The 25,144-nt window shown below is 48.5% G+C and carries 19 protein-coding genes; 13 read left to right on the forward strand and 6 right to left on the reverse strand.

What is annotated here, in order from left to right; all coding sequences use genetic code 11:
- Window positions 1–9: 9 nt before the first annotated feature.
- From AMS66_RS21930 to AMS66_RS21965, 8 genes are all read left to right on the forward strand, one after another.
- On the forward strand, window positions 10–897 hold the full coding sequence (locus AMS66_RS21930) for an ABC transporter ATP-binding protein (RefSeq protein WP_053782793.1): 888 nt from the start codon (window positions 10–12) through the stop codon (window positions 895–897).
- 329 nt (window positions 898–1,226) lie between these two features.
- Window positions 1,227–1,709 (forward strand): glutathione peroxidase, encoded by a 483-nt coding sequence (locus tag AMS66_RS21935; protein ID WP_053782794.1) that lies wholly within the window; start codon window positions 1,227–1,229, stop codon window positions 1,707–1,709.
- Between the two features lies 1 nt (window position 1,710).
- Window positions 1,711–1,905: a hypothetical protein gene (locus AMS66_RS33240; protein WP_053782795.1), complete on the forward strand. Its 195-nt coding sequence runs from the start codon at window positions 1,711–1,713 to the stop codon at window positions 1,903–1,905.
- Window positions 1,906–2,013: 108 nt separating this feature from the next.
- Window positions 2,014–3,375: an FAD-dependent oxidoreductase gene (locus AMS66_RS21945; protein ID WP_053782796.1), complete on the forward strand. Its 1,362-nt coding sequence runs from the start codon at window positions 2,014–2,016 to the stop codon at window positions 3,373–3,375.
- A gap of 246 nt (window positions 3,376–3,621) precedes the next feature.
- The gene (locus AMS66_RS21950; protein WP_053782797.1) at window positions 3,622–4,473 is read left to right on the forward strand and encodes a formate/nitrite transporter family protein; all 852 of its coding nucleotides are present in this window, start codon (window positions 3,622–3,624) and stop codon (window positions 4,471–4,473) included.
- Between the two features lie 437 nt (window positions 4,474–4,910).
- On the forward strand, window positions 4,911–6,974 hold the full coding sequence (locus AMS66_RS21955; protein ID WP_144424568.1) for a molybdopterin-containing oxidoreductase family protein: 2,064 nt from the start codon (window positions 4,911–4,913) through the stop codon (window positions 6,972–6,974).
- 194 nt (window positions 6,975–7,168) lie between these two features.
- Window positions 7,169–8,392, forward strand: coding sequence for an MFS transporter (locus AMS66_RS21960; RefSeq protein WP_053782916.1), 1,224 nt, complete (start codon window positions 7,169–7,171; stop codon window positions 8,390–8,392).
- Between the two features lie 203 nt (window positions 8,393–8,595).
- A complete protein-coding gene (locus AMS66_RS21965; protein ID WP_053782799.1) occupies window positions 8,596–9,510 on the forward strand; it encodes a class I SAM-dependent methyltransferase in 915 nt (304 codons plus the stop codon).
- A 144-nt stretch (window positions 9,511–9,654) separates the two neighbouring features.
- On the opposite strand, the gene AMS66_RS21970 is transcribed toward AMS66_RS21965, so the two are convergent.
- From AMS66_RS21970 to AMS66_RS21980, 3 genes are all read right to left on the reverse strand, one after another.
- Window positions 9,655–11,367, reverse strand: coding sequence for an ABC transporter ATP-binding protein (locus AMS66_RS21970; protein WP_053782800.1), 1,713 nt, complete (start codon window positions 11,365–11,367; stop codon window positions 9,655–9,657).
- 77 nt (window positions 11,368–11,444) lie between these two features.
- On the reverse strand, window positions 11,445–12,452 hold the full coding sequence (locus tag AMS66_RS21975) for an ABC transporter substrate-binding protein (protein WP_053782801.1): 1,008 nt from the start codon (window positions 12,450–12,452) through the stop codon (window positions 11,445–11,447).
- A gap of 95 nt (window positions 12,453–12,547) precedes the next feature.
- Complete coding sequence (locus AMS66_RS21980) at window positions 12,548–14,197, reverse strand: helix-turn-helix domain-containing protein (protein WP_053782802.1); 1,650 nt, start codon at window positions 14,195–14,197, stop codon at window positions 12,548–12,550.
- 457 nt (window positions 14,198–14,654) lie between these two features.
- On the opposite strand from AMS66_RS21980, the gene AMS66_RS21990 reads away from it, so the two are divergent.
- Complete coding sequence (locus AMS66_RS21990; protein ID WP_053782804.1) at window positions 14,655–15,671, forward strand: LacI family DNA-binding transcriptional regulator; 1,017 nt, start codon at window positions 14,655–14,657, stop codon at window positions 15,669–15,671.
- Window positions 15,672–15,861: 190 nt separating this feature from the next.
- Window positions 15,862–19,263, forward strand: coding sequence for a GH36-type glycosyl hydrolase domain-containing protein (locus AMS66_RS21995; protein WP_053782805.1), 3,402 nt, complete (start codon window positions 15,862–15,864; stop codon window positions 19,261–19,263).
- A 128-nt stretch (window positions 19,264–19,391) separates the two neighbouring features.
- On the opposite strand, the gene AMS66_RS22000 is transcribed toward AMS66_RS21995, so the two are convergent.
- Entirely contained in the window at window positions 19,392–20,588 is a 1,197-nt protein-coding gene (locus AMS66_RS22000) for a MerR family transcriptional regulator (protein ID WP_053782806.1), read from the reverse strand.
- 251 nt (window positions 20,589–20,839) lie between these two features.
- On the opposite strand from AMS66_RS22000, the gene AMS66_RS22005 reads away from it, so the two are divergent.
- Both AMS66_RS22005 and AMS66_RS22010 read left to right on the forward strand, forming a co-directional pair.
- Window positions 20,840–21,385 carry a GNAT family N-acetyltransferase gene (locus AMS66_RS22005; protein ID WP_053782807.1) on the forward strand — a complete coding sequence of 182 codons (546 nt, stop codon included), beginning with the start codon at window positions 20,840–20,842 and terminating at the stop codon, window positions 21,383–21,385.
- Complete coding sequence (locus AMS66_RS22010; RefSeq protein WP_053782808.1) at window positions 21,363–22,151, forward strand: SDR family oxidoreductase; 789 nt, start codon at window positions 21,363–21,365, stop codon at window positions 22,149–22,151. The genes AMS66_RS22005 and AMS66_RS22010 overlap by 23 nt, the downstream gene beginning before the upstream one ends.
- A gap of 183 nt (window positions 22,152–22,334) precedes the next feature.
- Here the strand turns inward: AMS66_RS22010 and AMS66_RS22015 are convergent, their stop codons facing one another.
- Window positions 22,335–22,883, reverse strand: coding sequence for a GNAT family N-acetyltransferase (locus tag AMS66_RS22015; RefSeq protein ID WP_024632770.1), 549 nt, complete (start codon window positions 22,881–22,883; stop codon window positions 22,335–22,337).
- A 32-nt stretch (window positions 22,884–22,915) separates the two neighbouring features.
- Window positions 22,916–23,173 (reverse strand): DUF2164 domain-containing protein, encoded by a 258-nt coding sequence (locus AMS66_RS22020; RefSeq protein ID WP_144424569.1) that lies wholly within the window; start codon window positions 23,171–23,173, stop codon window positions 22,916–22,918.
- Between the two features lie 190 nt (window positions 23,174–23,363).
- Here AMS66_RS22020 and AMS66_RS22025 point away from each other — a divergent pair, with 190 nt between their 5' ends.
- Window positions 23,364–25,103 (forward strand): glutamine--tRNA ligase/YqeY domain fusion protein, encoded by a 1,740-nt coding sequence (locus AMS66_RS22025; RefSeq protein WP_181014149.1) that lies wholly within the window; start codon window positions 23,364–23,366, stop codon window positions 25,101–25,103.
- Window positions 25,104–25,144: the final 41 nt, after the last annotated feature.

Genomic DNA, 25,144 nt, shown 5'->3' on the forward strand with positions numbered 1-25,144 from the left:
GATGATCGCATGTTTCGTCTGGAGACGTCCAAGTTGGATATCGCTTATGAGGAAAGACTGATTGTTGAAGATCTGAATATTCAAATTCCCCAAGGGAAAATTACAGCACTTGTTGGAGCCAACGGTTCAGGGAAGTCCACCATCCTGAAAACGATGGCACGGATCATGAATCCAAAAGCAGGTAGTGTATTGCTCGACGGGAAGTCCATCCATAAGCAGTCCACGCGTGAAGTAGCCAAGCAGCTTGCGATTTTGCCACAGAATCCAACAGCTCCCGAAGGACTTACTGTAACTGAACTGGTGTCCTACGGACGGTTCCCTTATCAAAAAGGTTTTGGATCTATGCGTGCAGAAGACAAACGCATGATTGAATGGGCCATCGAAGTGACAGGCATGACGGAATTCCATGATCGTCCAATCGATCAACTGTCCGGTGGACAGCGTCAACGTGCCTGGATCGCCATGGCTCTGGCACAGGAGACAGATATTCTGTTCCTGGACGAGCCGACAACGTTCCTGGATATGGCTCACCAGCTTGAAGTACTGCAATTGCTGGAGGAACTGAATGCTACAGCAAATCGTACGATTGTCATGGTTGTGCATGACTTGAACCATGCTTCCCGTTATGCGCATCACATGATTGGGATTAAAAAAGGTAAAGCCATCGCTACAGGTTCACCCGTAGAGGTTATGAACTCCGATGTGCTTCGTGAAGTATTTAACATTGAAGCTGATATCGTGATTGATCCGCGTTCCGGTGTACCGCTCTGCTTGCCTTACGCCCTTGCGGGTGAACGCCAGCAATCAGCATCTCCTGAACAAATGGTCTTGAACAGTGCAATGGTTCATGCTGGAGGACGGACAGAGCAACGCGTTCGTCACGCGACAGGAAGTTAATGAAACGGGCCTTATGTGGTCCTAAACTATAGAATGAAGCCGCTGTGCAGTATGCACGCGGCTCATTCGCATTCTAGGAGGAAACTCACCAAAGCAGAGCGGCAAGAGCGGTATGATGCTATTTTGGCTGCAAAATCCGGCTAAAAGGCCTTATCCATGTTAGTGGACGAAGTATGCTTCTACGTACGAACTTGGGTAGAGTTTAATCACAGATTTGGTAATTGATCGCCTCAGGTCTATAATATGGAGACAGGCTGTGTGCCACCTTGTCATTCGGTAGAGTACATATAGCAGCCCAACCTACATCATACTCATGGGAGGAATCAGTCATGTCCGTATATTCGTATCAGGCGGTAACGACCGCAAATCAGGAAGTTCCACTCGATCTGTATCAAGGCAAAGTGTTGGTGATCGCCAATACTGCCAGCAAGTGTGGAATGACTCCACAATACGGTGAATTGCAGAAGCTCTATGACCGCTATCGTGATCAAGGCTTGGTTGTACTGGGTTTCCCTTGTAACCAATTTGGCGGCCAGGAGCCGGGTACCAGTGAGGAAGCAGAATCATTCTGCCAAATCAACTATGGCGTTAATTTCCCGGTGTTTGCCAAGATCGACGTAAATGGTGAAGATACTCATCCATTGTTCAAGTATCTGCGTGAGCAGCAACCTGGCGCTGGTGAAGACAACAGTATCCAATGGAATTTCACCAAGTTCCTCGTGAATCGTGAAGGTGAAGTTGTAGGACGTGTAGAACCAAAAGAATCCCCTGAAGCCATGACTGCAGAGATTGAAAAGCTGCTTGGTGTATAAAATGAACGAAGAAGCCTGCCTCCACGATTGGAGGACAGGCTTTTTTTGTAGCATAAACAACCCACAAGCAGGGGAAACTGAAGTTAATGAAGATGAGTTTAAAGGCTTGCTTAATCGCAAAAAAAACACATTTGACAAATTTATTTTGATTAATCTATTGCAATGTGAAAAAGATCACATTATAATAAGCGTATAAAGTGAAATAAATCACATATTCAGTATTCATTTAGAAGTGAAATATTTCACAATCACAATGACGTTATATTCAATTTCTTATTTATATACTCCAAGGGGGAACCTTATTATGAAAATCGCAGTTATCGGATGTACACATGCAGGAACCGCAGCCATCGTTAACACCGCCAAATTGTACCCGGATGCTACAATTACAGTGTATGAGCGCAATGACAATATTTCCTTCTTATCTTGCGGTATTGCGCTGTATGTGGGTGGTGTGGTGAAAGATCCGGACGGACTGTTCTATTCTTCGCCAAATCAACTGGCCGAGCTCGGAGTCGTTACCAAAATGCTTCATGAAGTGACGTCAGTAGATGCTGCGGGTCACAAACTTCAGGCTAAAAACCTGACAACTGGGGAAGAATTCGAAGATACGTTCGACAAGCTGATCGTGACAACCGGTTCATGGCCTGTCGTACCGAAGCTGGAAGGCATCGAAATGGACAACATTTTACTTTGCAAAAACTACAATCATTCCAATACCATCATTGAAAAAGCGAAGGGCGCCAAACGCATTACCGTGGTTGGAGCAGGTTACATCGGCATTGAGTTGGTGGAGGCTTTCCAAATGAACGGCAAGGAAGTTACACTGATCGATAGCGTGGACCGGATTCTGAACAAATATTTGGACCCCGAGTTTACGGATGCCATTGAAGAAACGTTGACTGGACGCGGCATTAAGCTGGCTTTGGGCCAAACGGTGCAGAAATTTACCGGAGAGAATGGTAAAGTGAACAAGGTCATTACATCCAAGGGAGAGTTCGAGACCGACCTCGTTATTCTGTGCATTGGTTTCCGTCCAAATACCGAACTGCTCAAAGGCCAGGTGGATATGCTGCCTAACGGCGCAATCATCGTAGATAAATATATGCAAACCAGCCAGAAAGACGTCTTCGCTGCTGGAGACAGCTGTGCAATTCATTACAACCCAACAGGCAAGGCAGCGTACATTCCGCTGGCAACCAACGCAGTGCGGATGGGTACACTCGTAGCGCGAAACCTAATTCGTCCTACGACACAGTACATGGGTACACAAGGCACATCAGGTATCAAAATTTACGAACAAAATATTGCAGGTACAGGTCTGACGGAAACATCTGCTGCGGATGAGGGTCTGGTGGTTGAAGCAGTAACGCTTGAAGATGCTTACCGTCCGGAGTTCATGCCAACAGCAGAGAAGCTGCTGCTCAAAGTGATCTATGAACAGGCTACCCGCCGCATTGTTGGCGCACAGATCATGTCACAGGCAGATCTGACACAGTCGATCAATACGATCTCTGTCTGCATTCAGAACAACATGACGGTAGATGAGTTAGCCTTCATCGACTTCTTCTTCCAGCCACATTACAACAAACCGTGGAACTTCCTGAACTCGGCTGGTCTTGAGGCGTTACCTCCAGTAGATGTAAAAACACCAGCGATGGTATAACTGATACTGCTGATATATATGAGAACTGCCGCATCCTGCGGTAGTTCTTTTTGTTTTCTGAGATTGTCTTGAGGTCTTGAGGTAGTATCCTCTCTGATGGAAGTGTGGTCACGCTGGAAGGGATGGCACAGTTTTCAGACTTTGTGATAAAAGTAACAAACCTCTTGAAACCTTCGCGATACAATGAACATATCAACAATACAAGTTGATTTATGATGTTTATGAACTGTGAAGGAGAGGATCGTTATGGCAGCAAAAACACCTCTTGAGGTTGCACAATATACGGCGCATACGGGGATGAAGAAAGCTCAAAATCCGGTGTCCTCCGTATTGATACTCAGTTTTCTGGCAGGCGCTTTTATTGCGCTCGGATTTCTGCTGGATATTCGGGTCATTGCCTCTGCTCCGGCCGAATGGGGCAGTTTGGTTAATCTGATTGGTGCAGCAGTGTTCCCGGTAGGTTTAATGTTGGTGCTGATTGGCGGCGGGGAACTGCTGACAGGCAATATGATGGCTGTTCCACTCGCGACGATCGCACGCAAACTATCCGCAGGCAGCATGTTGAAGAATCTCACCTTAGTAACTATAGGTAATTTCCTCGGAGCGCTTTTTGTGGCGTATGCGTTTGGACATGTGCTCGGTCTGACTGGAGAGGGGGCCTATTTGACCAAAGTGGTTGATATGGCTGGACACAAGCTGGATGACAGCTTCCTTCAGGCTTTTATATCCGGGATCGGGTGTAACTGGCTGGTAGCTCTTGCGGTGTGGCTGTCCTATGCATCGGATACGATGAGTGGCAAGGTACTGGGCATTTGGTTTCCAACGATGGCCTTTGTGGCTATTGGATTCCAGCACGTTGTCGCCAACATGTTCCTGATTCCAGCGGCGATCTTCGAAGGGCATTATTCTTGGGGACAATATGTCATGAATTTCATTCCGGTATGGCTTGGTAATCTGACGGGAGGGGCGCTGTTTGTAGCAGCTGCTTACTGGATGGTGTATCTACGCAAACATGAGCCGGAAGTGAAGCCTGAGGTGGCAATAGCGGCCCAACCTGTGGAGACGGAAGCCAGACCAATGTGGAGCAAGCAGGCGTAGCGGTAATTTGCCGAGTCCCCAAGTTATAATCTTGGTACGGGTTCAAAAAACGAGTGTAAAGTAAACAGCAAAAGGCGATTCTGATCTCGCTCAAGTCATGGCGGTCTGCTGTGATGGACGGGAAAGGAATCGTCTTTTTAATGTAAAAATATCCACGCAAAATAAATTCGCCATGACAAGGTTCGGGGGAACGAAACCTGTTCATGGCGAATTTCGGGAGTGGTCCATGATATGGCATGAGGAGGAAGTGGGGAAACACTAGCCTAATGCCTTATTTTTAATTTACCCCTGAATTTGGGGATTGAATCAAGTGGCAAAAAGATTTTTTTCAGAAAATTTGGAGCGGCTGTGGCGATGAAAAAAGATTGTTCTCTTTACGCGATTACTATGAAGAAGATATGATATGAGGATAGCTTTGAAGGGGGAGGGACTTGTATATGATCGATCAGGAGAATGGCGTATTTCCGGCGGTTTGCCCGCTTGATTGTCCGGATACTTGCGGCCTGCTGCTTCATAAGGAGAACGGTAAAATCGTGAAGGTAGCGGGTAACCCGGACCATCCGATTACAAAAGGCGCCATCTGTAACAAGGTCCGAAATATGACGGAGCGGGTGTATCACCCGGAGCGGCTGCAATATCCGATGCGACGTATCGGAGCCAAGGGCGAGGGGCAGTTCGAGCGAATCAGCTGGGATGAAGCCATCAGCGAGATTACGACGAAATTCAGTTCGCTGTCGGATACCTACGGACCGGAGAGTATTCTGCCATACAGCTTCTATGGAAACATGGGCATTCTTGGTGTGGATGGCATGGATCGTCGATTTTTCAATGCGCTCGGTGCAAGCAAGCTGGAACAGACGATCTGTAATGCGGCCGGAAATACCGGCTGGAAATATACGATGGGTGCGAACCGGGGAACACTTCCCGAGGATACGGAGCATGCAGATGTCATTTTGGTGTGGGGAGGCAACATCGTCAGCACGAATATGCATCAGGTTGTTCTGGCCGAGAAAGCCCGCAAGAAGGGAGCCCAAATCGTCGTCATCGATGTTCATCGCAATCGGACCGCCCAATGGGGAGACTGGTTCATTCCACTCTACCCAGGCACAGACAGCGCACTGGCACTCGGATTAATGCACGTACTGTTCGAGCAGGGACTGACTAATGAGGCCTTTATGCAAAAGTATACTGTCGGCCATGAGGCACTGCGTGATCATGTCCGCAGCTACACCCCTGAGCGCGTTGCACGTATTACAGGCGTACCGGAAGCGGACATCGTGAAGCTGGCTGAGCTGTATGGCAACGCACAGGCCGCCCATATTCATATCGGCAATGGCCTACAGCATCACGACAACGGTGGCATGAACGTGCGCAGCGTAGCCTGTCTGCCTGCCATTACAGGCCAGTGGCTGAAGCGCGGCGGTGGCGCCATTCGTACCAACAGCTACGCGAGCACCAATAGCGATGCGCTCGAGCGTCCGGAGCTGCGTCAGAACCCGGAGCCGCGCGTGGTGAACATGAACCGGATTGGTGAAGCACTGCTGGAAGCGGAGCAGCCGATCCGGGCGTTGATGGTCTATTGCAGCAATCCACTGGTGGTGGCACCGGATACCGAGCGAGTGGAGCGAGGTTTTGCACGGGAGGATCTATTCACGATTGTCCATGATCTGTTCCTGACGGATACGGCGAAGTACGCGGATATTGTGCTGCCTGCGACGTCTTCATTCGAAACGACAGATCTGTATACGTCCTACTGGCATCAGTATGTCCATTTGCAAGAGCCAGTCATTGCGCCTTTGGGTGAGAGCAAGAGTAATGTTGAATTGTTTTCCCTGCTTGGACAGGCGATGGGTTATGACCCGGAGATTTTCTGTGAGACACCGGAACAGATGATAGAGGAAGCGCTCGAGGGTACGGGCAATCCCTACATGAACGGAGTAACATTGGAAGGGTTGAAGCAGCATCATTTCGTTAAGCTGGATATGTCTTCACATAATTCATATTTGGATCAGCTGCCCACACCTTCGGGGAAAATCGAGCTGTACTCGGAAACGATGGCTCAGCGAGGATTGCCTCCGTTACCTACGTACAGTGCACTGGTTGAAGGGTATGACGGGGAGAACCCGGCTGGACCTGCGGACGTCTATCCGCTGATGTTTCTGTCGCCACCGAACCATAATTTCTTGAATTCCACCTTTGCCAATTCGGCCAAACATCAACGCTTGGAGAAGATGCCGCTATTGCAAATGCACCCGGAGGACGCCGCTCACAGACAGGTGGAGGACGGGGATGCGGTGGTCGTATGGAATGACCGTGGCCGGATCGAACTGACCGCCAAGGCGAGTGAGTCCATGCTGCCAGGAACAGTAATCAGCCAAGGCCTATGGTGGGATGGCAATGGCAAAAAACAGCGGGCGAACTCGCTCACGTCCAATCGACTGTCTGACATGGGCAACGGGGCTACATTCTTCTCGGCCACTGTTGAAGTGAAGCGTCAATGATTGTGCTTGCACAAAGGGGCATTTCAGGTAAGATGAACAATGGATAGATCGTAAGCAGAATGCAAAGAGCAAGATTCAAAATTCAGAATTCAAAATTCAAATGGCCTTCGCTCTGGCTAATCATGCTGTCAGGGCAAGGGTCTATTTTTTATGGCAATAGGCTTTTTGAAGTACTAAGGAGAATATACAAGATGATGAGATGGCTGGATACGTATCCAAAAGAAGTGAAAATATTTTTGCTGGCAAGTCTGGTCAATGCGACAGGCAGTGCCTTAATGTGGCCGTTGACCACGATGTATGTATTTGACGAGCTTGGGCGCACGATGGCTAACGCCGGGTTTGTCATTCTGATTCAGTCGCTGGGTGGTATCTTTGGGCAATTGCTCGGAGGTGCACTGTACCACCGGGTGGGCGTCAAGAAGCTGATCATCGGATCGCTGGCGTTAAACGCTGTGGGTCTGTTTGCTCTGCCGTGGATCAGCGCGTATTGGGTTATATTTATATGTGCAATGGGCTGGATCGGCCTGTTCAGTTCATTGTCGCTGCCAGCGATTCAAGCCTTTATCGGCTTTCGGTTTGCGGAGCGACGCGGGGAATTGTTCAATGTGATCTATGTCGCCAACAATATCGGTGTGGCGATTGGTACAGCGCTCAGTGGTTTCCTGGCGGACTTTTCCTATCACCTCAGCTTTGTACTGAACGGGGTGACTTCGGCCGGATTTGCGATCTTCTTCTGGTATTATCTGTCGCGGGTAGATCCGGATCAGGGTGAAGTGCATCTGACGAAACGCAAAACGGTTCAAGGTGGACCAGGCGTCTGGGCGCTGCTGGGCAACACCAGATTATATCTGTTTATGAGCCTGGGCGTGCTGTTCCTGCTGTTCGGTAATTCCATCTGGAATACAGGCGTGTCCCCGTATATTATTTCCGAGGGTATGGAGAAAAGAATGTACGGCCTGCTCTGGACTCTGAACGGAGTACTGATCTTTGTGGGACAGCCCTTCACCAACTGGGTGAAGCGCACGATGGCGCGTACATCGACCGCTCAGATGACCGCAAGTGCGGTGTTCTATGGATTGGCCTACATCGTCATGATCACCATGTACAGCTATCCAGGTATGGTGCTTGCGATGGTACTGGCTACCTTTGGGGAAATGCTGATCTCACCTGCTACCCCGGCATTCATCTCAGAGCATGCAGGAAGATCGGCACCCTTCTACATCGGGATATCCGGTGGAATCGGTGCGGTCGGCCGGGTTATCGGACCGTATGCTATGGGCGTCATGTACGACAAACAGGGATTGATTCCTGTAGCGTGGCTGGCGACTGTCACGGCGGGCATTGCGGTGCTTGGTTTTGTACTTCATGCGGTGCTGAACCGCAATCGTGAAGTGAAGGAGTACGGATTGGACGCTTAGCCTCTTTGCACTAATCGATATAAGGAAGGGAGAAGACAGGTGGGAGTGGAGGAAAAGCCACTTTAATCTGTCTGATCTTTCCGTAAATTTAAATTGACAAAAAAATCTTTTTATGCTATAATTTAAATATAAATAAATTCCGTATATACTAAGGTTCTCCTGGCCAGGGGGACCTTATTTTTGTTTGTACGGGAGGGTAAAACATGAAGCAAAATGAGTCCAGCATTACATCCTTGATTTCGGCTTTTGGCCGAGCCTACCACTGCCAATACGACACACCTCTTATTTTCGATGATTATATAGCCAAAGAGCTTATCACTCCTCACGAGTTTTCGGATATCGGAGAGAATATGATTCAAGGCATCCATTTTTTCAACCCGGACATGGCTCACCAGCTCAAGGACGACCCGGATACGATTCTAAAATGGATTACCCAAGTACAATTATCTCCAATAACACTGGCTCGGGCTGCCTATTGTGAGCCTGTACTGCTTCATGAAGTCGCTTTGGGATTGAAGCAGGTTGTTATTCTTGGCGCAGGGATGGATACATTTGCTTTGAGACATCCGGAATTGGAGGACACTCTGGAACTATTTGAAGTGGATTATCCGGCCACTCAGCAATTCAAGAAGGAGCGGCTGCATCAGGCCAAGCTGATCATTCCGGGCAATCTTCATTTTGTGCCAATGGATTTTACCCGTGAGCCTTCGTATGAAAGTTTGACTAATGGAGGTTTGGAGAAGTTGAAGACGCTGGTTACTCTGCTGGGTGTTTCGTATTATTTGACGAAAGAAAATCTCTCCAACTTGCTTCGACATGTATTTTCGGGCCTTCCAACGGGAAGCTCCATTGTCCTGGATTATGCAGATGAACATCTCTTTGAGGAAAAAGGAAGGTTTAACCGGGTTGAAAATATGGTTAAGATGGCTGCAATGGGGGGCGAGCCGATGCAATCCTGCTTCACTTATGAGGAAATGGAGCGGTTATTGGCCGATGTTGGACTTCTCATATATGAGCATCTATCGCCGGAGGACATACAGGAACGATATTTCAGCAATCGCACAGATGACTTGTCAGCCTTCGAAACAAACCATTTCATTCATGCGGTGAAAAAATAAAACCCTATTCCTGATGTGATCATCACAGAATAGGATCTGAATAAGAAAGGGATGCCCCATAGTCATTAACATGACGGGGCATCCCTTTTTGGCGTTAATACTGATTGTCTAACGAATCAAGCACAAGCTATTCGTGCGAAATTTCTATCCGAACTGGGCTTGATGCAATCGACTATATGAGCCCTGGCGTGCCAAAAGTTCATCATGGCTGCCTTGTTCGGCTACGCCGCCGCTCTCCACAACCACAATACGATCCGCGTGTCTGATCGTTGCCAGTCGATGGGCGATGATCAACGTTGTACGCCCTTGTGCCAGCTCGGATAAAGCCAGCTGAATGGCCGCTTCCGTCTCGGTGTCCAGTGCGGAGGTCGCTTCATCCAGAATGAGGATCGGCGGATTTTTTAGAATCATGCGAGCAATGGACAGACGTTGCTTCTGTCCGCCAGACAATTTGACGCCCCGCTCACCAATTAGAGTATCGAGTCCTTCCGGTTGAGATTGTACCAGCTCTTCCAGTTGGGCCCGGCGGATGGCTTGCCAGATTTCCTCATCAGGCGCATCCAGTTTGCCGTAGGCGATATTCTCACGGATCGAACCGTCAAACAGGAAAATATCCTGCTGCACAATCCCGATATGAGAGCGCAGCGACTCCAGCGTCATATCTTTTACCGGAATCCCATCAATAGAGATATGCCCCGCATCCACATCGTAAAAGCGTGGAATGAGACTGCATAGCGTAGATTTGCCTGCACCCGAAGGTCCAACCAGCGCAACCGTTTGTCCTGCCTGAATCTCCAGGTTGACCTGATCCAGGGTAGGTTTGTGCTCCCCGTAAGCAAATGTGACGTTATGGAAGGCGATGTCGCCCTTCACATGTGAAATCGGTTTGGCCTGAGGCGTATCATCTACATCGGGCTCGGCCTCCAGCAACTCCAGGTAACGTCTGAATCCGGCGATGCCTTTGGGATAGGTCTCGATGACGGAATTGATTTGCTGAATCGGTCCAAGAAACACATTCGACAACATGACAAAGGCGATAAATTGTCCGTAGGTCATCCTGTCCTGAATGACAAACCACGTACCACACACCAGTACAAACAGCGATACGAATTTCATAAGAATGAAGCTGAGCGAGGAATTCCAAGCCATAATCCGGTAGGTGATCAGTTTGGTAAGGCGGAAGCGTTCATTATTTTCGACAAAACGTTTCACTTCATGCTTTTCATTGGCAAAAGCCTGCACTACACGAATTCCGCTCACATTGTTCTCTACGCGTGCGTTGTAGTCTGCAATATCCGCAAACATGCGTTTGAACGCTTTGGACATTTTGCGACTGAAATAGAGGGACAGGAAGATCATCAGCGGCACGATAATGAAGGTCATCACAGCCAGTTGCCAGTTGATACCCAGCATGATGCCGAAGGCACCAGCCAACGTCATCAGGGCAATGAACAGATCCTCTGGTCCATGGTGCGCAATCTCACCAATATCCATCAGATCGTTGGTCATGCGAGAGACGAGGTGTCCTGTCTTGTTGTTATCGAAAAAACGGAATGATTGCTTCTGCACACGCTGAAACAGCTCCCGTCGCATATCGGATTCGATATTAATGCCCAGCTTATGTCCCCAGTAGGTGACTGCATAATGGAAAAAGGAACTAAGCAGATAGATGCCCAGCAATCCGGCACAGGCTGCCAATATCATGGACCAGTTGCCTGCGGGAAGCAGCTGATCGACAACTTTATTTACAGCCAAGGGAAACGCAAGCTCCAGCAGTGCAGCCAGAATGGCACAGGAGAAGTCCAATATAAAGAGTCCCCGATAAGGACGATAATAAGCCATGAAACGGCGAAGCATATGTAAGTCCTCCTCCATATAACGCAAATGCCCGGACAGGCTCCGCAGCCTGACCAGACACTTGCATCTTTCATATGTTATTTACGATTTTGCTGTGCACGTTCTACGATCATGTCAGCAAATTCTTCAGCCTGAGCCTGAATTGCAATCGGGTCGAAGTACCAGTAACGGTCTTCCAGTAATTCGTACACCTGATTGTTTTTTACTGCCGGGAGCGATTGCCAGATGGAGTCGCCTTGGTAATTTTTATTGTTCTCACCTACGGTTAGGAAGATATGGTCTCCTGCATAATCACCAACGACTTCACGTGAAATCTCTTTCCACTGGGTATCACCCATCAGTTCTTTCTTGGTGATTTCGAGTGGTGCAAGTTCCAAAGCACGATAAACGGCCTGTCCACCGCGCCCAAAGTTGTCTCCATAACCATAGTAGCTCTTGTCTGATACTTCGAGGATCGAGAAGGTCTCCTCGGGTTTAATGACTGATTTTACTTTGGCGCGAGCGGCTTCAATACGTTCGTCATATGTTTTTAGCCAGGCTTCGGCTTCTTCGGATTTGTTCATGAGATCTCCAAATCCGCGAATTTCATCCTCTACATTGGTAAATGTACCGTAGGGAATGACCACGGTAGGTGCGATTTTTTGATAACTCTCAATTTCTTCGGCTTTATCAGAGTAGGTAATGATGAGATCAGGGTCCAATGCAACGACCTTCTCCAGAGATACAGCACCCCGATCACCAATATTTTCTATGCCCTCCACCTGATCTGCATAGAACGGGTTTTCCAGATAATATTGAATAGAACCAACGGGTTTCACTCCTAGTGCAAGCAGATCACTTACGTACATATCCGTAACAATTCGTTTCGGTTCAGCCGGAATTTCCACATCTCCGCTTAATGACTTGTAGATCCTTGTAGCATCCGAAGAATTGGTGTTTTTTTCGGTCGAACCTGTTGTGGATTCTGACCCCGCCGTTGTCTGTTCCGTTGCGCTTGAACCCGTACCACTGCTACAGGCAGCCAGAATCATGATGATGGCGAGCATAAGTAGCAAGCCGGAAAATCTTTTTTTTGCAGCAAACATATTATTGTTCCCCCTATGTATAATCAATAATGATTATTATTCTCATTAATAACATAGAGGATGACGTCACATTTGTACATGGACATCTATGATGACTAATGCATGGACAAATGTGATGTCAGTTTGTGCATGATGTGCTGTAATTGCTCTATAACCGAGATCGGGTCGAATCCATAAAACATATCCGCATCAATCTCGTACAGTCGCCCTTCACGAACTGCACCTAAGGTGTTCCATGACTCCTGAGCGAACAGCTTGTCCACAGCATTCTGCTCCGACGATTCCCTGGCATAATCAATAAAAATATGATCTGCCGCATACAAATGAATCTCTGTTAACGGAACATGGATGTAACCTGTGAGCAGCTGGCCATCCTTCTCCATCCGTGCAGGAGGGACGAAGCCCAGCGAATGATACAAAATATGAGAAGCTCGGCCCCACCCGTGGCCATAGATGTACGCTCCGCTCTCACCAATCATGAATATACATACTGCTGATCCGCGTACGCCCATCATCTGATCCAGTGTACGATTGGCTTCCTGCTGAAGCGTATCATAACGTTCTAACAGCGTACGAGCTTTCGCTTCCAGGCCCGTGATGCGTCCCAAATGAATGAATTGCTCCTGCCAGTCAAGTTCTTCAAAGGGCATCAAAATGGTGGGTGCAATCTGCCGTAAATCATCCATGCCCGAATGAGGTGCATAACCAAGGATGACATCGGGATGGGAATCTGCGATTAGATCCATACGATTTATAAGTTCATGCTCATAATACTGTTTGAATGGTTTTGGTCCGTATTCAATTATTTTCGCTTCCATCCATTCCGCGACGGCACCCATATGAGGAATATGGCCCAGTGCGAGCAAGGAAGCAGTATAGTTGTAAGTAAGACTTACGATTTTTTTTGGCGTTTTCCGATAGAGGGTCGGTGCACAACCTACGGTTTGTTTGAATTTTCGACTTAGATAAAAGGTGTCTCTGTAACCCGTCAACTGTGCAAGTTCCTGCAATGTGGGATTAGCAAAAAGCAGCTGTTCCTGGGCGATTCGGATTCTTAGCCGGGTGACATACTCCACAAACGTAAGTCCGGTGTGCTTCTTGAATTCTCGTGAAAAATGCTCCGGACTCACATTAGCCTCTCTCGCTAATTGCTCCCGTGTAAAGGAGTGAGTAACCTTCTCATGGATATGCGCGATGACGATATCCAGCCAGGAATGATCTTCATGAGCCAAACGGGCAGCATGATCCCGCAACGTATCCAACAGCTGATAGAACAGCATATGAGGTTTGAATGGTCCGGATTCATTGCGTTTTGAGTTGGACAGAACCAACTCGGAGATCAGCTCGGCAATAAGGCGGCTCGTAATGGGAACAGGATGTCCGAATGGCCAGAGCTTTTGTTCGTTATCTGCAAAATCAAAGGCCACTGCAATACCCTGAACCGGGGACAGAGAACCACGCTTGCTTTCATGCTGAAGCAGTGTTCCAGCTTGGCGTACGACAGCGGAGCCGGTATTTACCATCAATTGACCATTGGAACTGATCAATCTTGCCTGACCGGAGGTGATGACATAAAGAATATGCTTGCTGCTCCACAGTTCATCGATACGGGAGAAGGCTTCTCGATCATGGAGCTGCACTAGATGACAAAGCCTGAACAGTGCTGGAGGGACGGTTGTGATTTGCTGCAAGCGGCCAGGGGTGTTCAGGGATGATTTATGAAAGTTTAGATCCAGGTTGCTCATAACATAACGGACTCCTTATAGAGGATTGGACTAATATGCAGTATAATACCACAAAGGTGTAATGGGGACCCCCGAATCATTCCCTTCACATATTTCTGTGAAAAATAGATAAAGAGGTTGAAATCGCTATCAACACCGACTATAATGAAAATGTCGAAACGTTTCAATCTATGGTTTACAGGCGTATTCATTGTGATTTATAATGAATTCTCCCTCTAGTCCATTACTGGAATATTATCTATCGACCAAGATATATCTACGATTAAAGGGTACATGTTTCAGCAGTGATGCTTAAAAGACGTGAAAAGAGATTTTTTTTGAAAACACTTCGAAACGTTTCGATAAATAAGGAATTGATGCAACTTCTAATGGATAATGAATAGGAATGAGTGGTTGTTGCAACCATTTACAGTATAAAATGATAGGTAACAAGAAAGTTAGAAGGAGCGAACGTGGAATGGCAACGATTAAGGATGTGGCAAAGCTGGCAGGCGTGGCGCTCTCGACCGCTTCCTATGCACTGAATGGGGACAGCAAGGTGAGTGCCAAGACCAAGGCAAAAGTGGTGGCGGCAGCACGGGAACTGAATTATCGCAAAAACGGCTTTGCCATGGACCTGAAGCGGAGCCGGACGAACACGATTGCGTTGATTCTTACAGATCTGTCCGGTCCGTATTACTCCGAATTGATTCGGAGCGTACAGGACGTAGCGTTGGCTAACGGATATGATCTGATTGCTTGCAGCTCAATGGGAGGACGCGACTCCACAGCGGTTCGTTTCTTGCGAGAAAAAAGAGTGGATGGCGCTATTATCCTGGCTCACAATATCCATGATGATATCCTGGTGGAATCTGCCGGGGAACGTTTCCCTATCATTGTGATGGATCGGCAGCTGTCGAGTAACCATCTGGTCAACGTGCTGGTGGATGGGGAGCAAGGTGGTTACCTGGCTACACGTCACCTCATTCAGAAGGGGCATAAGACCATCGCTTATATCAGCGGGCCATCCAATTCTTATGATAATGCTCTGCGTTATCAAGGATATCTGCGAGCAATGCAGGAGGCGGGCCTTGAAGAGAAGTCCAAATGGCGTTTAAGCGGTAACTTTGTACGTGAGGGCGGATATAGCGCAACCAAGATGATGGTTATGCAGGGTGAGCTTCCATCTGCCGTATTTTACGGGAATGACGAGATGGCGATTGGTGGACTGAAAGCATTTGAAGAGAGTGGCATATCGGTACCGAATGACATTTCGGTAATCGGATTTGATGATATTCAACTGTCCGAATATGTTCACCCTCCGCTTACAACGGTCCGGCAGCCCAAGCATGAAGCGGGTTCATTGGCAGGACATTTGCTCTTCCAGATGCTGAATGGCGAAGCTGTGAATCCATCGTATACGTTAACCATTGATCTGGTGGAGCGTGAGTCTGTACGATCGGTAGAGGTGCAATCGGGAAACCAGCCAGCATAGGAAGTGAATTGTTCGAGCTAAATATGCTAAAATGCTGCTTTGTAGTAGTTTGAATCTTTTCAATGGAGAGTTGAATGAGGGGGATCATCGTCCGAATGGGCCAGTCAAAGGTCACTTCGCAGAGGCCCCCTATTCTTTTTCGGATTTATCGAAACGTTTCGATTTTATACTAATTGAAGGAGTGAAGAGTATGACAACGATGATTAATGAACCAATCCGGCTGACTGCCGGGGATTTATCCTTTACCTTTTTGAACAGTGGGGACCTGTATCAGGCTAAGTCGGGTACGACTATGTTGAATCAATTGCTCAGCAACCAGATCGATGGATCTTTGAATAACCTGTACCTGCGTGTACACGAGGGAGAGAAAATTAGCTCATTCCCACTGCTGGGTGTGCGTTCGAACAGCAAAGTGATCACTAGCAAAGCGCAATCCGGCAATCAACTGATCTGGGAAGGTACAGTACAGCTTGAAGGCAAAGAACAAGGCATTGGCTATCAGGTTGTGTTTACAGCCACAAAGCAAGGCGTTTGGTTCTGGGATGTGAAGCTCACAGGACAACAACATCAAGTTGACGTGGTATATGGACAGGATGTAGGACTTGCTGATCCAGGTGCAGTACGAAGCAATGAGGCCTATCTGTCGCAGTATATTGACCATACAGTATTCGAGGATGAAGCGAAGGGATATGTGGTATGTTCCCGTCAAAACCAGCCTCAGGGCGGCGCTTTCCCATACATGCAACAAGGTTCCCTGACCAAAGCAGTCGGTTACTCCACAGACGGATTCCAATTCTTCGGCCTGTCCTACAAGGAAACCAACCAGCCTGAGAGCCTGAGTCGTAATACACTGGCAAATGAGACGTATCAGTATGAATTTGCCTATACAGCATTGCAATCAGAGCGCGTAAACTTGGACGGGGAAGCCCATGTGGTCTTCTATGGACTGGCAAAAGCAGATCATCCTGCCGGAATCTCCGCACTGGAATTCGGAGATGAAGTGACTGCCGCATGGAACGAAGTACAAGCATTGACTGCTCAGCAAGGCGAGACGTTGGAACAGGTGAAACTGTCATCCTTCTTGGGTAAGCCCCTTGCTGCGCTTGATTTGACACAAGATGAGATTAATGATCTGTTCCCTGATCGTCATCAGGAAGAGCATAGCGGTGACTCGCTGTTGTCTTTCTTTACGGGCAGCTATGAACATATCGTCCTGAAAGCGAAAGAACTGCTCGTGGAGCGTCCGCACGGTCATATTCTGATGAGTGGTGGCAACGTACAGCTTGGTGCGCAGGTTATTACGACGACATCGTATATGTACGGTATTTTCAACTCACAGCTCGTTATTGGTAACACCAATTTTAATAAAATGATCAGTAATGCCCGCAACGCATTGAACGTGCCGAAGACGGCTGGACAACGCATTTATGTGGAAATGGACGGACAGTATCGTCTGCTGACCATGCCTTCCCTGTTCGAGATTGGCTTCAACTATGTGCGTTGGATCTACAAAACCGAATCCGATACCATTATCGTGACGAACTACACCGGGGCACACACCACTGAAGTGAGCATGAACGTACGCTCGACGAGTGGCAAAGCATATCGCTACCTGGTAACCAACCAGATTACGATGAATGTAAATGAATACGAGTATCCGCTGCATATGACGCAGGATGGCAATACACTGATCTTCAAGGCTGACCCGCAAGCGATTAGTGCAGGAACGTATCCTGACCTGCAATACCGCATGTCGGTGGATGGCGCAGCCGTAAATGTTGGAGACGAGACGTTGCTGGCTAGTGGTATCCGCAGTGGGTCTGCATCGCTGGTTACACTTAGTCTGGAAGAGAGTGCAGAATGGACGCTGAAGGTACAAGGCGTATTGGAAGGTCAAGCAAACGAAGCAGACGGCTCCGTGGCAGCAGGCTCCAGCCTTACTTTTGAAGAGGAAGTACAGGCGTACCGCGAATTCTTCGCAGGCGTAATGAACGGTTTCCGTTTGTCTCGTGGTGAGGGTCAAAGTGCAGAGGATCTGTTCAAAGTGAACGCGCTGGCTTGGTGGTACACACACAATATGCTGGTTCACTACTCCGTGCCTCACGGATTGGAGCAGTACGGCGGCGCGGCATGGGGTACTCGGGATGTATGCCAAGGTCCGGTCGAATACTTTATGGCAACGCAAAAATATGAGCAAGTTCGCGATATCATCAAAATGGTGTATACCCACCAATATGAAGATGATGGCAACTGGCCGCAATGGTTCATGTTTGACAAGTATTTTGCAATTCAGCAGGAAGAGAGCCACGGTGACATCATCGTATGGCCGCTGAAAGTGCTGGCGGACTACCTGACAGCAACTCGTGACTATGCGATTCTGGATGAGAAAGTGCCTTATACCGTTAAGCACAGCTTCGGCTTCACGGAAGAAACGGCGACCGTATTGGATCACGCGAAAAAAGAGATCGAATACATCCGTTCGCACTTCCTGCACGACACATTCCTGTCTTCCTACGGTGATGGTGACTGGGATGATACACTCCAGCCAGCCAATGCACAGCTCAAACAATACATGGTGAGCAGCTGGACCGTTGCATTGACGTATCAGTCTGTCAATGTACTCGCACAGGTGCTTCAACATAAGGACGCTGCATTTGCACAGGAGCTGGACGTTCTGGCTCAAGGCATCCGTGAAGACTTTAATCGTTACATGCTGGGTACAGATGTGATTCCAGGCTTCGTATACATGGAAGAAGCGGATCAGGCGAAGCTGATGCTTCACCCAACGGACACAGAAACAGGCATCCAATATCGTTTGCTGCCAATGACACGCAGCATGATTGGTGAATTGCTGAATGCAGAACAGGCTGAATCGCATTATGCGCTGATTCGTGAGCAGTTCCTGTGCCCGGATGGTGTACGCCTGATGAATCGTCCGGCTCAATATGCTGGCGGTGTGAGCAGTCACTTCAAACGGGCAGAACAAGCGTCCAACTTCGGACGTGAGGTTGGTTTGCAGTATGTACACGCCCATATCCGTTACGTGGAAGCGATGGCGAAGCTTGGCAAGACGGATCAGGTGTGGAATGGCCTTGCCATGATTAACCCAGTCGGTATCGGCGAAGTTGTACCTAATGCGGAGATTCGTCAGGCGAACGCGTATTTCAGCAGTTCCGACGGCAAGTTCAACACACGGTACGAGGCGCAGGAGCATTTTGACCAGCTTCGCAAAGGAACGGTACAGGTGAAGGGTGGATGGAGAATCTACTCCAGCGGTCCCGGAATCTACATGAACCAATTGATCTCGAACGCACTCGGCATTCGTCAGGAAGGCGGAGATCTGGTTATTGACCCTGTATTGCCTGCTGAACTGGATGGCATGCAATTCGAGTTTGAATATGCAGGAGAGCCGGTAACGTTTGTTTACCATTTAAACGAAGGTTCGGTTAACCGTGTAACAGTAAACGGCAAGGATATCCGCACCGAGCAAACGGTGAACCGTTACCGTCAAGGTGGGGCTCGCATCTCGCTGGATGAGTTCAAACAAGCGCGTAATGCTTCGGAGCGCACAATTGTTGAAATTTATATGTAAATTCAATACAAGCTCGATGTTTCACTAGAGTGGAAGGTCATCCTCCTTAACAGGCAGGGTGACCTTTTTTTATTTTAAGAAAGATTCATTGGTAGGTCAGGGGAACCCTTTACGATACGATAATCATTCTAACGCAAAGGAACGGCCAGCAACGTGTGCAGAAGCGCATTATGGCGTACATGCTTCGTCACATAGCCTGCGTCCTCCAGCGAGCCGCACAGCTCGTCCAGCAGCGGGAAATGACGTTCTTTTATCGTTTGTAGTTGCTCCTCATGACCTGCTGCCTCAGCCTGTTGGATATACGTTTGGCGGTGGGTTGTATTCGCAAACATCAGGTCTGTCAGGCAAATCCGTCCTCGTCTGGTTAACACTCGCTGCATCTCCTGTAATGCCAACTGTTGCTGATCTGTGCTCAGATGATGGAAGGCGAAGCTGGATACGACAAAATCGAAGGACTGGTCGGCAAAAGGTAAAGCCAGAAAGTTACCAAGCTTTACATGCATCTCTGGATATTTGATGCGGCATGTACGCAGCATCTCACGGGATTGATCGATGGCAGTCATGGTTGCGCCTCGTTCTAACAATTTGCCTGCCAAATTCCCCGTGCCTGTACCGACATCAAGTCCTTTTTCGCCGGGCTTAGGAGATATCCAGCTTGCTGTCTGCTCCAGCGCTTCGTCATAGTTGTCATATATATTGAAAGGTCTTGCACCTACTACCAATACTCCCAACGCTTCCAATCTTGATCCTGCATTTTCTGGATACGTTGTATCGTTGTTTGGCATGTGTGCTGTCCAGCTATTCTTCTGCCTGCGAACTTCATCACCATTAGGTTCTGGCATACGGTCATTCGACGCCTGTACCCGCTGATCATGGATTGCTGCCTGGGTATCGTAGTTCCAGCGATCATGCCAGTTCTGCCGGGCTTCCCTGAGGCGGCGCGCACTGTCTGCAAGATCATGCAGATGGCTGACGTCCAGCGGCCCGTCCTGACGGTTCAGGTCAATCATGCGCTGGGTCGTATCCAGCATGCGCTTCAGCTCGACCCACTGGGCATACATCACGGCTTGCTGCAGCTCCAGATATTCTTCCAGGCGCTGCTGATTGCCTTGGTCAATCTCTCCGAGCGCGTGGCTGATATCCTGAAGCGACATCCCGATTTCGCGCAGCGCTGCAATGGTTTGCAGCCGCCAGATGTCATTCTCGGTATATGTGCGATATCCGTTATTGGTCTGTTTGGCGGGCTGAATCAGCCCTTTTTCCTCATAAAAGCGGATGGCTCTCGCCGATATGCCGAGTCTGTCAGCGGCTTCCTTAATGTTCATCACGTGCACCTCCTTATCGAATCAGTATATTATCGAATTAGTATAAACGATGACGTTACGGAAAGGTTAAGTGAAAATTTCATTCACCGAATTGAAATTTTAGTCAAGCCTGAGGCTATGCTACAATATATAGCAATGGAGCATTTGCATCGATATACCCTGCAAAATGGTTAATATGAACCGAACAAGCCATATTTTTTGAACGCTGCTTCTCGCAGTGTTATCACTAATGCACGAAAGGTTGAACTTTTATGCTTACCAGCCATACGTATATGATTCGGCCATCCGAGCTTAAGGATGCGGCGCAGCTTATGGAGCTGGATGCTCTAGTATGGGATAAATATACCTCTCCTGAGCCGCTCAACTGGCGTTCCAGACAACAATATTTGCAGCATTGCCCTCCAGGCAGTCAGTTGATTGCCGTTCAAGGAGAGCGGGTATGTGGTTATGTGGGCTTTCATCCGGCGACAGGCTTGCCTGTTAACCGCCATGTATACGAGATTAATATCGCCGTTCATCCTCATGATCGTCGCTGTGGTATTGCTACGGCCCTGATGGATGTCATGAAGCAGCATGCCCTTGAACAAGGGATCATCAAGCTTAGGTTGCGGGTGTTATCCAGCAATCCAGGAGCCATTGCGTTTTATACACAGTGCGGATTCGTGACGGAGGGCAGACTGATGTCGGAATTTTATATCGCAGGCAAGTATGTGGACGATATTCTCATGAGTTATTTCATCCAGGCCAAAGGACAGAGTAGAAGGAGGAACAACAATGGACATGGGACTTCGGGGTAAAAAGGCGCTGGTACTTGCATCCAGTCGAGGACTGGGCAAAGCGGTAGCCGCTCAATTGGCGGCAGAAGGCACTGACGTCATGCTCGCCAGCCGGAGCGAAGAGAAGCTTGCAGTGGTGAAGCAGGAGCTGCTGGCGCTTGGTGGTGGCGGATGTGTCGAATATTGTGCAACCGATGTGACAAGCAAGCAGGACATTGATGCCCTGATTCGCAAGACAGGCGAATTGTTCGGTCAGATTGATATTTTGGTGAACAATTCAGGTGGTCCGCCTTCTGGAACATTTGAGTCATTGACCGATGAAGACTGGGAACGAGCATTTGAATTAAATGTACTTAGCTATGTAAGACTGATTCGTGGTGCGCTTCCTTACATGAAGGAGAATGGCGGACATATCGTGAACATTGCCTCAACCTCTGTGAAGCAACCCATTCCAGGTCTGATTCTGTCCAATACGTTCCGTACGGGTGTGTTCGGATTGGCCAAGACCTTGTCACAGGAGCTCGCACCATATGGCATTCTGATCAATACGGTTGCGCCGGGTCGAATCGGTACGGATCGGATACATGAGTTGGACGCTGCACGTGCAGAGCAGAACGGAATGAGTGAGGAAGAGGTTGCCGAACAATTCCGTAAGGAAATTCCATTGGGACGTTATGGTCAACCCGAGGAGTTTGCCAAGGCGGTCGTGTTCCTTTTATCAGGAGCGAATACGTATATTACAGGTACATCCCTTGTGGTGGATGGTGGCATGGTGCGTGCGCTCTAAGGAAGAAGCCTGATCAGGAGGTTCCAAGTTAGTACGAATGCATAACTACGAAAATAAGATAAAGCCCCTCCTTATTCTCCACGTGTTGTGGGGTAGGAGGGGTTTTGAGTTGATGTATGCATTGTGAGGGCCATATTTCGCAGTAAGAATTGGTCCTCCAACCATTAAATTATGTAAGTCTAATTAGCGCAAAAGTTCCCATTCATGCTGCAGCATGCCATACACCGCATGGTTAACATAGCCCTTAGGCAGCTTCTCGGCCTGACGGATAACGCCTTCAAGGACAAATCCAAGTCGTTCAGGGATGGCCCGGCTCCGCTTGTTGTTGGTTGCTGAACGAATCTCAACACGGTTCAGATCCAGGGTGACCAGAGCGTAGTCCACCAGAACACGGCATGCGCTGGTCATCAAGCCTTGACCTTCAAAACCTTTGCCAAGCCAGTATCCGATGCTTACCGAGCGGTTGGTCCAGTTGATTTCGTGGAAGCCGATGATGCCTGCAAGATCGCCTTTCAGCCAGACACCTGCGGTAAAACCGCCGTTGTCAGCTCCCTGTTTGAGTGCATTGCTGATAAAATTCGAAGTATGCTCAATCTCGGTCACGTGGTCCACCCACGGTAACCAATGTCTCAGCTGATCCCGCGAGCGGTCTGTGAGTTCGAACAACGGTTTGGTGTGCTCCATGGCAAGTGGGCGGAGTTCGGTATATTCATCCAATGAATAGGTAAACATGAGTGCAACCTTCTTTCTTTGAAATAAATGTATTATCGGGAAGTCTTCGGTAGCTTGCGCTCCAGTGCAAATAGGTCTTCTTCCATCGAGGCCATGCGTTGATTCAACGTAGTACGGGCGTCACCCAGTGCCTGATTATATATGTAGGGAGCCAACTGGGTCATGAAAAGATCCAGCACGCCCCAGGCTGCCAGATCGCCCAGTTCTTCGCCGCGTTCCTCTTCGAAATACGACTGGATGGTGCGTATGGCTTCATCCTGTTGTTCTTTGGACAGTTTTAGCGCGTTCAATGGGAAACCCTCCCTTAAATTCTGTTTTTCTATCATGCTACATGATTCGCGCGAACCCGTCAAAATGGTTTTGGGCCTATCTTGTGTACAGCCCGTCATGACTTTGGTGCCGTTATTTATTGAACTCGTCCCTCGTTAAAGGTATATTTAGATGAAACGCATTGTAAATGCTGAAAGTTCCAATCAATTCATGAAAGGTTTGATACCTGTGGACAATCGTACAACCCCACCTAACTTTATCAAAAATATTATTACCGAAGATCTCCGGTCAGGGAAAGTCCAGGAAGTCATTACCCGTTTTCCTCCGGAACCGAACGGTTATCTGCATATCGGCCATGCCAAAGCGATCTGGATTAACTTTGCACTGGGTGGCGAATTTGGCGGCAAAACGAATCTGCGCTTCGATGACACGAATCCGGTCAAAGAAGATGTGGAATACGTACAATCGATTCAGGAAGACGTAAAATGGCTCGGATACGAGTGGAGCGAGAAACGTTTTGCTTCCGATTATTTTGATGAAATGTACAGCCGCGCGGTTTTGCTGATCCAAAAAGGCAAAGCTTACATCGACGACCAAAGCGCCGACGAAATCCGTGCCATGCGCGGAACGCTCACCGAGCCGGGCAAGAACAGCCCGTACCGTGACCGTACCGTTGAAGAGAATCTCGACTTGTTCACACGGATGCGTGCAGGAGAGTTCCAGAACGGCGAGAAAGTGCTGCGCGCCAAGATTGATATGGCTTCACCGAACATCAACCTGCGTGATCCGGTCATTTACCGAATTTCTCATGCACATCATCACAATACAGGGGACAAATGGTGCATCTATCCGATGTATGCATTCGCACATCCGCTCGAGGACGCCATTGAAGGGGTAACGCACTCCCTCTGTTCCCTGGAGTTTGAGGACCAACGTCCATTCTATGATTGGGTTATTGCCGAATGTGAGATGGAGAATCAACCGCATCAATATGAGTTTGGCCGTCTGAACCTGTCGCAAATGGTGACAAGCAAACGGAAGCTGAAATTGCTCGTGGACGAAGGTCATGTGGATGGATGGGATGATCCGCGTATGCCAACGATCTCGGGTCTGCGCCGCCGGGGATATACACCGGAAGCCATTCGTGATTTCGTATACGAAACGGGGATTTCCAAAAACTACGGGGTTATCGATCTGCAAACGCTGGAGCACTTTGTCCGTGAAGATCTGAAACTGAAAGCTCCGCGTACGATGGCTGTCCTGCATCCGCTCAAAGTGGTCATAACGAATTACCCTGAAGGGCAAGTCGAATGGCTCGAAGCAGAGAATAATGTGGAAAATCCGGAGATGGGCAATCGCCAAATTCCTTTCTCCCGTGAGATTTACATTGAACAGGACGATTTCATGGAAAATCCGCCAAACAAATATTTCCGTTTGTTCCCTGGCAACGAGGTCCGTCTGAAACATGCGTACTTCATCAAATGTAACGATGTGATCAAGGATGCGGAAGGCAATGTGACTGAAATCCATTGTACTTACGATGTGGAGACGAAGAGCGGCAGTGGCTTCACAGGCCGTAAAGTCAAAGGAACGATTCATTGGGTGGAAGCAAGCCAAGCGGTCCCCGCTGAATTCCGTCTGTATGAACCTCTGATCTCCGCAGAAGTACCGGAAGCCGATACCGAGCCAGAAGTGGCCGTGGCAGGCGCTGAGGTGGAGGTTGTGGAAGAGCAACCGGAGAAAACGTTCCTGGATCAATTGAATCCAAACTCTCTTGAAGTAGTTCAAGGGTTTGTGGAGCAAGAGATGAAAGAGGCGCAAGCACAGGATAAATTCCAGTTCTTCCGTCATGGTTACTTCAGCGTGGATCCGAAACATTCCGAGCCAGGCCGTCCGGTATTTAACCGGGTCGTATCCCTGAAGAGCTCGTTCCAACTGCCAAAAGCATAAGGTTAAACATAGCGGCAGAATACAAAGCTAGAGTATAAGAT

The sequence above is a fragment of the Paenibacillus xylanivorans genome, from assembly GCF_001280595.1.
GTDB classification, from domain to species: domain Bacteria; phylum Bacillota; class Bacilli; order Paenibacillales; family Paenibacillaceae; genus Paenibacillus; species Paenibacillus xylanivorans.

Coding starts and splice junctions, on each gene's coding strand:
- AMS66_RS21930 (WP_053782793.1), top strand. CDS start 10: ATGTTTCGTCTGGAGACGTCCAAGTTGGATATCGCTTATGAGGAAAGA.
- AMS66_RS21935 (WP_053782794.1), top strand. CDS start 1,227: ATGTCCGTATATTCGTATCAGGCGGTAACGACCGCAAATCAGGAAGTT.
- AMS66_RS33240 (WP_053782795.1), top strand. CDS start 1,711: ATGAACGAAGAAGCCTGCCTCCACGATTGGAGGACAGGCTTTTTTTGT.
- AMS66_RS21945 (WP_053782796.1), top strand. CDS start 2,014: ATGAAAATCGCAGTTATCGGATGTACACATGCAGGAACCGCAGCCATC.
- AMS66_RS21950 (WP_053782797.1), top strand. CDS start 3,622: ATGGCAGCAAAAACACCTCTTGAGGTTGCACAATATACGGCGCATACG.
- AMS66_RS21955 (WP_144424568.1), top strand. CDS start 4,911: ATGATCGATCAGGAGAATGGCGTATTTCCGGCGGTTTGCCCGCTTGAT.
- AMS66_RS21960 (WP_053782916.1), top strand. CDS start 7,169: ATGAGATGGCTGGATACGTATCCAAAAGAAGTGAAAATATTTTTGCTG.
- AMS66_RS21965 (WP_053782799.1), top strand. CDS start 8,596: ATGAAGCAAAATGAGTCCAGCATTACATCCTTGATTTCGGCTTTTGGC.
- AMS66_RS21970 (WP_053782800.1), bottom strand. CDS start 11,367: ATGCTTCGCCGTTTCATGGCTTATTATCGTCCTTATCGGGGACTCTTT.
- AMS66_RS21975 (WP_053782801.1), bottom strand. CDS start 12,452: ATGTTTGCTGCAAAAAAAAGATTTTCCGGCTTGCTACTTATGCTCGCC.
- AMS66_RS21980 (WP_053782802.1), bottom strand. CDS start 14,197: ATGAGCAACCTGGATCTAAACTTTCATAAATCATCCCTGAACACCCCT.
- AMS66_RS21990 (WP_053782804.1), top strand. CDS start 14,655: ATGGCAACGATTAAGGATGTGGCAAAGCTGGCAGGCGTGGCGCTCTCG.
- AMS66_RS21995 (WP_053782805.1), top strand. CDS start 15,862: ATGACAACGATGATTAATGAACCAATCCGGCTGACTGCCGGGGATTTA.
- AMS66_RS22000 (WP_053782806.1), bottom strand. CDS start 20,588: ATGAACATTAAGGAAGCCGCTGACAGACTCGGCATATCGGCGAGAGCC.
- AMS66_RS22005 (WP_053782807.1), top strand. CDS start 20,840: ATGCTTACCAGCCATACGTATATGATTCGGCCATCCGAGCTTAAGGAT.
- AMS66_RS22010 (WP_053782808.1), top strand. CDS start 21,363: ATGGACATGGGACTTCGGGGTAAAAAGGCGCTGGTACTTGCATCCAGT.
- AMS66_RS22015 (WP_024632770.1), bottom strand. CDS start 22,883: ATGTTTACCTATTCATTGGATGAATATACCGAACTCCGCCCACTTGCC.
- AMS66_RS22025 (WP_181014149.1), top strand. CDS start 23,364: ATGAAAGGTTTGATACCTGTGGACAATCGTACAACCCCACCTAACTTT.